Origin of the sequence: Enterobacter mori LMG 25706 (assembly GCF_000211415.1) — a bacterium.
GTDB classification, from domain to species: Bacteria; Pseudomonadota; Gammaproteobacteria; order Enterobacterales; family Enterobacteriaceae; genus Enterobacter; species Enterobacter mori.
Window position 1 is genome coordinate 378,358 of sequence record NZ_GL890775.1, and the last position, 11,504, is coordinate 389,861.

12 protein-coding genes are annotated in these 11,504 nt (G+C 59.5%); 5 read left to right on the forward strand and 7 right to left on the reverse strand.

What is annotated here, in order from left to right:
• Window positions 1-12: 12 nt before the first annotated feature.
• From ENTMO_RS0106800 to ENTMO_RS0106810, 3 genes are read right to left on the reverse strand one after another with little or no spacing between them, the layout of a single operon-like run.
• Window positions 13-1,125: a M20 family metallopeptidase gene (locus tag ENTMO_RS0106800; protein WP_010428438.1), complete on the reverse strand. Its 1,113-nt coding sequence runs from the start codon at window positions 1,123-1,125 to the stop codon at window positions 13-15.
• Window positions 1,126-1,138: 13 nt separating this feature from the next.
• Window positions 1,139-1,603, reverse strand: coding sequence for a YjiG family protein (locus tag ENTMO_RS0106805; RefSeq protein ID WP_010428441.1), 465 nt, complete (start codon window positions 1,601-1,603; stop codon window positions 1,139-1,141).
• Entirely contained in the window at window positions 1,600-2,295 is a 696-nt protein-coding gene (locus tag ENTMO_RS0106810) for a nucleoside recognition domain-containing protein (RefSeq protein ID WP_010428444.1), read from the reverse strand. The genes ENTMO_RS0106805 and ENTMO_RS0106810 overlap by 4 nt, the downstream gene beginning before the upstream one ends.
• A 268-nt stretch (window positions 2,296-2,563) precedes the next feature.
• On the opposite strand from ENTMO_RS0106810, the gene cstA reads away from it, so the two are divergent.
• Both cstA and ENTMO_RS0106825 read left to right on the forward strand, forming a co-directional pair.
• Window positions 2,564-4,669, forward strand: coding sequence for a pyruvate/proton symporter CstA (cstA, locus tag ENTMO_RS0106820; RefSeq protein ID WP_010428450.1), 2,106 nt, complete (start codon window positions 2,564-2,566; stop codon window positions 4,667-4,669).
• A 118-nt stretch (window positions 4,670-4,787) separates the two neighbouring features.
• The gene (locus ENTMO_RS0106825) at window positions 4,788-4,985 is read left to right on the forward strand and encodes a YbdD/YjiX family protein (protein ID WP_010428453.1); all 198 of its coding nucleotides are present in this window, start codon (window positions 4,788-4,790) and stop codon (window positions 4,983-4,985) included.
• Here the strand turns inward: ENTMO_RS0106825 and ENTMO_RS0106830 are convergent.
• From ENTMO_RS0106830 to ENTMO_RS0106845, 4 genes are all read right to left on the reverse strand, one after another.
• Window positions 4,982-5,386, reverse strand: coding sequence for a helix-turn-helix domain-containing protein (locus tag ENTMO_RS0106830; RefSeq protein ID WP_010428455.1), 405 nt, complete (start codon window positions 5,384-5,386; stop codon window positions 4,982-4,984). The genes ENTMO_RS0106825 and ENTMO_RS0106830 overlap by 4 nt on opposite strands.
• Complete coding sequence (locus ENTMO_RS0106835; protein WP_010428459.1) at window positions 5,358-5,663, reverse strand: type II toxin-antitoxin system RelE family toxin; 306 nt, start codon at window positions 5,661-5,663, stop codon at window positions 5,358-5,360. The genes ENTMO_RS0106830 and ENTMO_RS0106835 overlap by 29 nt, the downstream gene beginning before the upstream one ends.
• 183 nt (window positions 5,664-5,846) lie before the next feature.
• Window positions 5,847-6,590, reverse strand: coding sequence for an SDR family NAD(P)-dependent oxidoreductase (locus ENTMO_RS0106840; protein ID WP_010428462.1), 744 nt, complete (start codon window positions 6,588-6,590; stop codon window positions 5,847-5,849).
• A 57-nt stretch (window positions 6,591-6,647) separates the two neighbouring features.
• Window positions 6,648-7,736: an oxidoreductase gene (locus ENTMO_RS0106845; RefSeq protein WP_010428463.1), complete on the reverse strand. Its 1,089-nt coding sequence runs from the start codon at window positions 7,734-7,736 to the stop codon at window positions 6,648-6,650.
• 159 nt (window positions 7,737-7,895) lie between these two features.
• Here ENTMO_RS0106845 and ENTMO_RS0106850 point away from each other — a divergent pair, with 159 nt between their 5' ends.
• Genes ENTMO_RS0106850 through ENTMO_RS0106860 form a run of 3 tightly spaced genes read left to right on the forward strand, consistent with a single transcriptional unit; the run spans window position 7,896 to window position 11,475 of the window.
• Complete coding sequence (locus ENTMO_RS0106850) at window positions 7,896-9,398, forward strand: sugar ABC transporter ATP-binding protein (protein ID WP_010428464.1); 1,503 nt, start codon at window positions 7,896-7,898, stop codon at window positions 9,396-9,398.
• Window positions 9,395-10,390, forward strand: coding sequence for an ABC transporter permease (locus tag ENTMO_RS0106855; RefSeq protein ID WP_010428466.1), 996 nt, complete (start codon window positions 9,395-9,397; stop codon window positions 10,388-10,390). Before ENTMO_RS0106850 ends, ENTMO_RS0106855 begins: the two co-directional genes overlap by 4 nt.
• Before the next feature lie 20 nt (window positions 10,391-10,410).
• Entirely contained in the window at window positions 10,411-11,475 is a 1,065-nt protein-coding gene (locus ENTMO_RS0106860; protein ID WP_010428467.1) for a sugar ABC transporter substrate-binding protein, read from the forward strand.
• The last annotated feature ends 29 nt before the right edge of the window (window positions 11,476-11,504 follow it).

An 11,504-nucleotide genomic window follows, 5' to 3' on the forward strand; every position in this document is an offset into this window, starting at 1 on the left:
TGTAGTGCAAAATTAGAGCATAGAGACTACACGTCTGAGTAATCGAATTCTCGGCTCAATCGACGCTTTATCCAGCCACTCCGCCGGGCTGTGGAACCCGGCGCCAATCGGCCCCAGGCCGTCGAGCGTCGGGATGCCGAGCGCAGCGGTGTGGTTGGCGTCGCCGCCGCCGCCGACCGCCTGCCAGGTAATGTCGATACCCTCCGCTTTTCCTGCAGCTTCAACCTGCTGCATCAGGCCCTGAGTCGCTTTACTGGTTGCCATCGCCGGTTTGTGATTCACCCGCGCAAGCGTAGTGGTCACGCCGTCTAAAAAGCTTTTTTCACATAACGCCTCCAGCGCCTGATTCACCCGGTCGTACTCGTCGTTTTCCCAGAAGCGCACGTCAAGTTCGGCTACGGCGTTATCCGCCACCACGTTGGCCGCGCTGCCGCCGTGAATCACCCCGATGTTGATCGTGGTGCCGCGATCCCAGTCGGTTAGCGCATTAATGGCGATGACGCTGTTTGCCAGCGCGGTAATTGCCGAGCGACCTTTCTCCGGGTCGTTGCCCGCGTGTGCCGCCACGCCGCTAAAGGTGAGGTGATAGCCCGCCATCCCTTTACGCGCTTTCACCAGCGAGCCGTCGGCGCGGGCGGCTTCGCACACCAGCACGCAGCGGGAACGTTTAGCCAGCTCGCCAATCCATTCGTGGGAATGGACAGAGCCGGTCTCTTCGTCCGGGTTCATCGCGACGGCAATCGCGAGACGATCGTTGTCTGCGGCGTCGAGCCCGCGCATTGCCCACAAAATATTCAGAAGTCCGCTCTTCATATCCGAGACGCCGGGGCCGTACAGGCGGGTATCGTCCTCGCTCATCGGGCGCTCAGCGACGGTGCCGGGGGCAAATACGGTATCCAGGTGCCCGACCAGCAGCACGTCAAAGCGTTCGGCCTGCGGTTTATTGCTGACGAACACGCCGGGGCCCACCTTATCGCCCAGATTTACCTGCTCGGTGTGCCAGCCTTCGCGCTGCCAGAGCTGCTGCATGATGCCTGCCACGGCGGCAACACCCGCAATGGTCTGGGTGCCGCAGTCCACGTTCACCAGGGTTTTCAGTTCTTCAATGTAGTGGTCAAGATTCATGTTCACGTCCTGTTCAGAGAATAATGCGCATCAGCAGCATGGCTAAAAACGCGTTGACGACCGAGATGGCGATCATCAGCGGGATACGTTTGGCGCGGGTACCGATCACGCCCAGAATGCGGCCCAGATACTGCACCTGTGAGCCCATCAGGTAGATGGCGGGTGCTAGGATCGCCAGATGCTCGCCAGTGATAATGCCTTTATCAAACAGGCCGATGGCGACGCCTATCCCGCCGCCCATCGACATCCAGCCGCCAATCAGTACCGCGGCGGCCTCACCCGGCAGGCCGAACAGGCCCATTAACGGGGCGAAGATCATGCCCAGACCTTTCAGGGCACCGGTAATTTCCAGCGCTTTGATGATGATAAACGCCATCACCACGTTGGGCAGAGTGCTGCTGGTGGCAATGCTCCAGCCTTTGCGCGCACCTTCGACGAAGACATCGGTAATGACGGGGTTAGACTGTGGGGCACTCATGCGGCGTCTCCTTTACGGGTGAAGGACAGGATCAATCGCAGCAGATTTGCGCCCACGATTTTCATGATGAACATGACGGCGATACAGGCTCCGATGGACGTGGGAACCGCCGCCGTGCCGTCAACGGCGACCAGCGTAAAGAGGATCGCCCCGGAAGAGAAAAAGTTGGTGATCATCGCCCCGGCGGAGAACTGGAACATGGCGAAAACGTCTTTCTCTTTTTCGCTGATTTGCCCTTCGTCTGACAGATTGCGGGTAAGCGACGCACCCACGTCGGTGCTTTGCAGGCTGCCAATCAGCGCCAGCCCGGTGGTGCCGGGAATGCCCAGTAGCGGGCGCAGCAGAGGGGTTAAGAGTTTGCGGGCGGCACGCAGCGCGCCATAGTGCTCCAGCACGTTGATCATCCCCAGCGCGAACATCACCGCGGGAATTAAACCGAGCGCGAAGAGAAACCCGTCCATCGCGCCGCTGCCGCCGGTGCCGCGAAAGGCGCTGCTGGCTGTGGTTAACGTACCGTCATCCAGACTGGCTTTACTGACCACTTTGCCAAATGCGCCGTTGAGGGTGGTGAAATCAAAGACGCCGTACCACTCTTTTCCGCCTAACAGGCCGGAGAAGAAAACGGCTGCAAACGCCAGGGCGAAGTACGCGCCCGGCCCGACCTTATGATCCTGAGGTACAGAACTGTTCATATCCTTTTCCTTGTATGTACGCGATTGCGCAGGATCATTCTGGCGAGGTTATGAGCAAAAAAAATGATACAAATCATTCCGTAAGGCGGCGCATGGATGAAAAAGGCAAAAGTGTGACCGAGGACGTCACGAAAGTGATCGGCTTACCAATGTGGTGTAAATGTCTGGTTTGACCACGCATTATTGCGTTTCAAAGTTGTTAAATTTTTCCGGTTGTTCTAGAAACAAAATGTAACATCTCACTGTTTCACAACAACGGATAACCACTATGAACAACTCAGGGAAATACCTTACATGGGCAGGGCTCTCCGTTGTGGGAGCCTTTGCCCTGGGCTATATCGCCCTCAACCGGGGGGAACAGATCAATGCGCTCTGGATCGTCGTCGCCTCCGTCTGCATTTATCTGATCGCGTACCGTTTTTATGGCCGCTATATCGCGAAGAACGTATTAGGGGTTGATGCAACGCGCATGACGCCTGCCGTCCGCCATAACGACGGGCTGGACTACGTTCCGACCGACAAAAAAGTGCTGTTCGGCCACCACTTTGCGGCGATTGCCGGGGCAGGCCCGCTAGTGGGGCCGGTGCTGGCGGCGCAGATGGGCTACCTGCCGGGGATGATCTGGATCCTCGCCGGCGTGGTGCTGGCGGGCGCGGTGCAGGACTTCATGGTGCTGTTCGTCTCCACCCGTCGCGATGGTCGCTCGCTGGGCGAGCTGGTGAAAGAGGAGATGGGGGCCACCGCTGGGGTGATTGCGCTGGTGGCGACCTTTATGATCATGGTGATCATTCTCGCGGTGCTGGCGATGATCGTGGTGAAAGCGCTGACCCACAGCCCGTGGGGGACCTATACCGTTGCCTTCACCATTCCGCTGGCGCTGTTTATGGGGATCTACATTCGCTATCTGCGCCCGGGGCGCATTGGTGAAGTGTCGGTGATTGGTCTGGTGTTCCTGGTGTTCGCCATTATCTCCGGCGGCTGGGTGGCGGAAAGCCCAACCTGGGCACCGTTCTTCGACTTTACCGGCGTGCAGCTGACCTGGATGCTGGTGGGCTACGGCTTTGTGGCGGCGGTGCTGCCGGTGTGGCTCCTGCTGGCTCCGCGTGATTACCTTTCCACCTTCCTGAAAATCGGCACCATCGTCGGGCTGGCCATCGGCATTTTGATTATGCGTCCGACCCTGACCATGCCTGCGCTGACCAAATTTATTGACGGCACCGGCCCGGTCTGGACCGGTAACCTGTTCCCGTTCCTGTTTATCACCATCGCCTGTGGTGCGGTGTCTGGCTTCCACGCGCTGATTGCCTCCGGCACTACGCCGAAGATGCTGGCGAATGAAAATCAGGCCTGCCTGATTGGCTACGGCGGCATGTTGATGGAGTCCTTTGTCGCCATTATGGCGCTGGTCTCGGCCTGCATTATCGATCCGGGCGTGTACTTCGCCATGAACAGCCCGATGGCGGTGCTGGCACCTGCCGGAACCGTTGACGTGGTGGCGTCTGCTGCACAGGTGGTGAGCGGCTGGGGTTTTGCCATTACCCCTGAAACGCTAACGCACATTGCTAATGAGGTGGGCGAGCAGTCGATCATCTCTCGTGCGGGCGGTGCGCCGACGCTGGCGGTGGGGATGGCCTACATCCTGCACGGCGCGCTGGGCGGGCTGATGGACGTCTCCTTCTGGTATCACTTCGCCATCCTGTTCGAGGCGCTGTTTATCCTGACGGCGGTGGACGCAGGAACCCGTGCCGCGCGCTTTATGCTCCAGGACCTGCTGGGCGTGATTTCCCCGAACCTGAAGCGTACCGATTCGCTCCCGGCTAACCTGCTGGCGACGGCGCTGTGCGTGCTGGCGTGGGGCTATTTCCTGCATCAGGGTGTGGTCGACCCGCTGGGTGGGATTAACACCCTGTGGCCGCTGTTTGGTATCGCCAACCAGATGCTGGCGGGCATGGCGCTGATGCTCTGCGCGGTGGTGCTGTTCAAGATGAAGCGCCAGCGTTACGCGTGGGTGGCGTTAGTGCCAACCGCATGGCTGCTAATTTGTACCCTGACGGCAGGCTGGCAGAAAGCCTTCAGCCCGGACAACAAGGTGGGCTTCCTGGCAATCGCCAACAAGTTCCAGGCGATGATCGACAGCGGTAAGATCCCGGCGCAGTACACCGAGTCGCAGCTGTCGCAACTGGTGTTTAACAACCGTCTGGACGCCGGGCTGACTATCTTCTTTATGGTGGTGGTCGTGGTGCTGGCGTTGTATTCTCTCAAAACCGCGCTGGCGGCGTTGAAAGTCGACAAGCCAACGGCGAAAGAGACACCTTACGAGCCGATGCCTGAAAACCTGGAAGAGATTGTCACCCAGGCCAAAGGGGCGCATTAATTTAATCAGACATACCCCTCACCCCGGCCCTCTCCCCAAAGGGGAGAGGGTGTTGTAAGTTCCCTCTCCCCTGTGGGGAGAGGGTTAGGGTGAGGGGGAAACAAACGAGAAACGACCTATGTTCGCCCCCCTTTCCAAAGCAGGTAAGTACCTGGGCCAGGCTGCCAAAATGATGATTGGCGTGCCGGCCTACGACAACTACGTCGAGCATATGCGCGTCAACCATCCGGACCAGACGCCCATGACCTACGAAGAATTTTTCCGCGACCGCCAGGACGCCCGCTACGGCGGCAAGGGCGGGGCGAAGTGCTGTTAACCCTCTTTCGGTAAATAGAGGCTGATCTGTTCCTGCTTGCAGCCGTAGATCGCAGCCAGCTTTTCACGGGTGCGTTTTTGCGGACGGGAGTCTAGCGCTTCCAGCTGTGACACGGCGGACTGGCTGATGCCGAGTTTCTCCGCCACTTCCTGTTGTGACATGCCGCGCAGGATGCGCCATGCGGCCTGCAGGCTGACGTTCTGCCAGGTCATGATGCTGCACACTTCTCCTGGCAATTCCACGTCATCCAGACTATCGTGTTCGACCTCAATATCCTCCAGATCGTCGTCGGTTTCGTCGTCAATTTCTGCCATCTGTAAGAGCATACGAAAATATTCGTGATAGGGAATAACGACGTACTGCGTTTTCCCGTTATCGTCCTTGATTAGCTGTACAGCCATAGGTAGCACTCTCCTCATGCAGGTAAGTCGTTGAAGTTCTGCGCTTGACGGCCAAAAAATAACAATGGTCATCGGGATCGTCCCGAAGCGTATAGATGATGCGGTAATCGCCAACGCGTAGCCGGAAATGATCTTCTGTCGCCGATATTTTTTTGATATCGGGCCTGGGAGCCGAGCGGTCATCCAACTCGGAGAGCTTTATCTCAATGCGACGCTGATACCGCTCGTCAATCTTTGAAAACGCCTTCTTTGCACCATTGGACCAGACAATCTTCATCCGTACCTCCACTGTACGCCCACACAAAATATAAGGAAATAATAAGACTATTAGATAAATTCCGAATTTCTTATGGGGTACTGTAGAGCGGAGAAAAAACGCAGGTAAGAGGCAAAACACAAACCGTCGAAGCGGCTCGGAAACGCCTCTGCCGGGCGACAGAGGCTTACAGAAAATCTGCGATCAGGCGTTCAAACCGCCGTCTACGTCCAGACCGGTACCGGAGATCTGCCCGGCGGCCGGGCTGGCGAGGAAGGTGACCGCCGCCGCGATGTCCTCCGGCTGGCCATAGTGACCGACCGCAATCATCTGGCGCTGGGCTTCCGCCTGTTCGCCGTCTTCCGGGTTCATATCGCTGTTGGTGGGGCCGGGGTGCACCAGATTAACGGTAATGCCGCGCGGCCCTAAATCACGGGCCAGCCCGCGGGTGAGGGAGTTGAGGGCCGATTTGGTCATCGAGTAGACGGCGATACCCGGCTGCGCCACGCGGTTTGCCAGACAGCTGCCGATGTTGATGATGCGCCCGCCGTCGGACATATGCACCAGCGCTTCCTGAATGGCGATCACCACGCCGCGGATGTTGACGTTGATAAGGGCGTCGATGTCCGCCAGCGTCATGGACTCCAGCGGGCCGCCGCGCGCGATACCCGCGTTGTTGACCAGAATGTCCAGCCCGCCGAGGGAGCGCGCTGCATGGGTGACGGCATCCTGAATCGCCTGCGCGCTGGCGCTGTCCGCCTGCACGGCTTCGCTGTGTCGTCCCAGCGCCTTAATCTCATCGGCGACCGCCTGGGCTTTATCGGCCGATTTTTCATACGTAATAATCACATCTGCACCGGCGCGCGCCAGTGAGAGTGCAATTGCCCGACCCAACCCGCGACTGGCGCCGGTAACCAGCGCCTTTTTACCTGTTAAATCGATCTGCATGATGACCTCGTTGCAAGAGTAGAAAGAATCATCATTAGGTATAGCCTGTCGGCGCGATTAACGACTGAAGGATTCCACTTTCTCAAACGCGGCGCGCAGAACGTCAGGCGTTAGCGCAACCGGCAGATAGTGAATCGACTCCACCGGGCGCAGGGTGTGGGCAATGACCTTATCCAGCGCTTCCCGGTTATTGATGTCGACGTCCAGCGCGCGAAGCGTGGTCGGCAGGTTAAAACGCCGGTACGCCGTCACCAGCTGCGCCAGCACATCGTCCTGACCGAGCAGGGCGCTCTGCACCAGAATCCCGTAGGCTACCTTGGTGCCGTGCAGATATTTTTCCGTCTGCGGCAGCACGGTTAAGCCGTTGTGTACCGCATGCGCCGCCGCCACGCGGGTATAGCGTTCGCCCAGACCGCCGACCATCCCGCCGCCTGCAATAATCGCATCCACCACGTCCCTGAACGCCTGGGTTTGTTCGCCGCGCTGCTGGTCAGCCAGCGCTTCCTCGCTGTGCTCCAGCAGCACGTCGCGGATCGCCAGCGCGCCGTTGATGCCGAGCCGCACGGTCAGCGGCAGGTTCTCCGGCTCAGGTGCCAACACCACTGCTTCGTACCACTTCGCCAGCGTATCGCCGATGCCTGCCAGCAGATATTCCGCTGGGGCGTTAAGGACGATCTGCGGCTCCACCAGCACCAGGAAGTTGGCGTCGTCGAAGATCTCAAAATGCAGCGCCTGACCGGCATCGTTGTACCAGACGGAGAGCGGGGTCCACGCCGCGCAGGTGGCGGCAATGGTGGGGATGCCCACGAACGGCACGCCTAAACGACGCGCCACGGCTTTCACCGTATCCATCACCGCGCCGCCACCGACGCCAATGACCACGCTCGCACCGCTACCGGCGTCGTTCACCAGGTGGGTGACGTCGCGCTCGCTGCAGTGGCCCTTAAACAGCAGGTGCTTCGCCCCCGGCGCGTTAAAGCTCTCCGGCAGGAAAGGGCGTGCGCCTTCGATAGCACGCTCGCCGTAGATCCACACCGCGCGGGAAAGCTGTTCCGGGGTAAAGAAGGTATCCAGCTGCGCAAGGCTTCCGGGGTGAGAGAAGTAGTTCGCCGGGCCAGGCACGACGCGGATATCGGTGTTGCCCATGGTGTTGTCCTTTTTTAGCAAGCGCTAACCCGATGTTATGTCTGGACATCCGGATGGCTAATAATATTTCGCTTTAAGTTATGCCTTTTCCGTCGTTGTCAGTCAACCGAAGCTGTGAAAAATTCGATAAATCAGAAGAGTAATGAAGGATTTACGCGGATGGTTTCCAGTCGCCTTGAAATGCGCGGTATCAGCCTGGCCTTTTCCGGCTTTCAGGCGCTGTCGCGCGTGAATTTCACCTTAACCGGCGGATCCGTACATGCGCTAACCGGTGCCAACGGTGCGGGGAAATCGACCCTGATGGCGGTGCTGTGCGGCACGCACAACCACTATGAGGGTGAGATCAGCATTAACAACCAGCCGGTGACGATCCGCGAACCGCTTGATGCCAAACGGCTGGGGATCCACCTCGTGCAGCAGGAGGTGGACGTAGCGCTGATCCCGGGGTTGAGCATCGCCGAGAACATCATGCTCGACCAGCTGGCGCAGCCGGGGCATCGCTTCAACTGGCGCGCGACCCGCCAGCAGGCAAGACAGGCGCTGGCGCAGCTGGATGTCTCTCTGGACGTACGCCGTTCCATCGACAGCTGTTCGCTGGCCGAAAAGCAGCAGATTTTGCTGGCACGCGCCTTGTCCCACCACTGCCGTTTTTTAATTCTTGATGAGCCCACCGCGCCGCTGGATGCGCACGAGAGCGAGCGTCTGTTTGCGGTGGTGAGACGTTTAAAGCAGCAGGGCATCGGCGTGGTGTTTATCTCCCATCGCATTCACGAGCTGAAGGCCATCTGCGACACCCTGACGGTGCTCCGCGACGGCAAGCTGATCGAGTCCGGACCGATGGCCGATCTTAGCGGCGAAGAGATTGTCGAGAAGATGCTCGGACACGTGCTGAGCGATATCTATCCGCCCGCACGACCGCCGCACGGCAACGAAACGCTGCTGCGGGTGGAAGGACTGCACGACGATGCGCTGCTGAAAGATATCTCCCTGCACCTGCGCAAAGGCGAAATCCTCGGCATCGCCGGGCTGGCGGGCGCAGGGAAAACCGAACTCTGCAAGGCGCTGTTTGGTGCCAGCAAAAGCCGCGTGGCAAACGGCGAGTTGAATCATCAATCCTGGCAGCCGCGCGACCCGGCTGACTCCGTGCTGCGCGGGCTGGCGCTGGTGCCGGAAGAGCGGCGCAAAGAGGGCATTTTTATCGATGAGCCGGTGAGCATGAACCTTGCCGTGTGCGCCGATAACAGCTTTTCGCGCTGGAGCCTGTTTGGCCATCGTCAGGCGTGGCGCTGGGCGGAAGAGGTGATAGCCCGCGTCGGCGTTCGGGCGCGCGGGCCGGGGCAGGTGCTGCGCCGTCTGTCCGGGGGTAACCAGCAGAAGGTCGCCATCGGCAAATGGCTGCGCAATGACGCCAGCGTGCTGATATTCGACGAGCCGACCAAGGGCGTGGACGTGAAGGCCAAAACCGACCTGTTCCAGCTGATTGACGGCCTGGCGCGCGAGGGCAAAGGGGTCATTTACGCCTCCGGCGAGTTTGCCGAGCTGGTCGGGCTATGCGACCGCATCTGCGTGCTGTGGGACGGGCGCATCGTGGCGGAAATCGCCGGGGCCGAGGCCCGCGAAGAGACACTACTTTATTATTCAACCGGAGGAACGGCGTCGTGAGCAAGGCCCTTTCAGTGAACGCGGCGGCGTCTGGCCGTCAGCAGATTTTCGATTTTCTCTACAAGTGGGGCATGCTGTTAACCGTCGTCGCGCTGGTGGCCGTCTTTGGCCTGGCGTCGGACAGCTTCCTCGATCCGAACAACATCATCAATATTTTGCGCTCGATTGCCATCGTGACGGTGATTGCCATTGGCGTGTCGATTTCATTGACCATCGGCGGGTTCGATCTCTCCGTTGGATCCACCGCCTCGCTGGCGAACGCGCTGGTGATCTCCCTTTTCGTCTGGCACGGCTTTGGTACCAGCGAGTCGATTCTTATAACCCTTGCGCTCTGCACGCTGGTGGGGCTGTTTAACGCCTTTCTGATCGTCATCCTGCGTATTCCGGACATGCTCGCGACCCTTGCCAGCCTGTTTGTGATCCAGGGCGTGGCGATGACCTACAGCTACGGCGGGTCGATTACCGAGAACATGGTGCTGCCGAGCGGCGACATGGCGGAAGGAACGATACCGGCGGCGTTCAGCCTGCTGGGGCAGGTGCCGACCATTGTGATCGTCATGCTGGTGGTGACCGTGCTGGCGCAACTGGGGTTGTCTTTGACCACTCACGGACGCCGGATGTACGCCATCGGCGGCAACCCCGAAGCCGCGCGTCTCTCCGGCATTCGCACTACGCGCTACAAGGTGGCGGCCTACGTGATCGCCTCGCTGCTGGCGGGCCTGGGCGGGATTTTGCTGGCTTCGCGCATCGGTTCGTCGCAGGTGAATGCGGGCGGCGGATACCTGATGGACGCGGTGGCGGCGGCGTGGATCGGCTTCTCGCTGGCCGGATCCGGCAAGCCTAACGCGCTGGGCACGCTGGTCGGGGCGGTCATTCTTGGCGTGCTGTCGAACGGGCTGGTGATGCTCTCCGTCCCGTATTACGCCATGGACATTATAAAAGGGCTGGTGCTCGCGGTAGCGCTGGCGATTACCTACATACAAAAACGCTGACAACACAACGGGATAAAAAAATGAAAAAGATTGCACTCTCTTTGGTGGCACTTGGGTTGCTCACGGCTCTGCCAGGCTTCGCGGCTACGCCCGCGCCGCTTCCGGCTGCCATTGCGAACCATGACGGCCCGATCCGCATCGCGGTGATCCGTAACCTTGGCTCAGACGACAACACCACCCAGTTTATTGCCGGGGCAATTCAGGAAGGGAAGAAACTCGGCTTTAAGGTCAGCACCTTTTTAAGCAACGGGGACGATGCCAAATTCCAGGACTTCGTGAATCAGGCGATCAGCCAGAAATATGACGGGATTATCCTGTCTCAGGGGCGCGATCCGTACTCCACCGCGCTGGTGAAGAAAGCGGTGGATGCCGGGATCAAAGTCTCGGTATTTGATACCGCCGTTAACGGTGAGATCCCGGGCGTGACCGTGACCCAGCAGGACGATGCCTCCCTGACCAACCTCTCCTTCGGCCAGCTGGCGAAAGATTTCAACGGCAAGGCCAATATCGTCAAGCTGTGGGTGGCGGGCTTCCCGCCGATGGAGCGTCGTCAGGCAGCCTATAAAGAGCTGCAAAAGCAGTATCCGGACATCAAAGAGCTGGAGTCTATCGGTGCCGTCTCCTCTGACGTGCAGGGCGATACTGCCAACAAGGTGGGGGCGATCCTGGCGAAATACCCGAAAGGCAAAATCGACGCCATCTGGGGTACGTGGGACGCCTTCAGCCAGGGCGCGTATAAGGCGCTGAAAGAGAACGGCCGCACCGAGATCAAGCTCTACAGCATCGATATCTCCAACCAGGATCTGCAGCTGATGCGCGAACCGGGCAGTTCGTGGAAGGTGAGCGTGGCGGTGGATCCGAAGCTGATTGGCGCGACGAACGTGCGTCTGGTGGCGAACAAGATTGCCGGGGAAGCGACGCCTGCGACGTACGATTTCAAAGCGGCAGCCATTCCACAGGCGCTGCTGACCGCCCAGCCGGGCGCGGTGAACGTGGCGTCTCTGGGGAAAATCATTCCGGGCTGGGGCCAGACGGAAGATTTTATCGCGCCGTGGTTTGCGACGCTGGAAGCCAGGTCAAAATAATGCCCGGTGGCGCTGCGCTTACCGGGCCT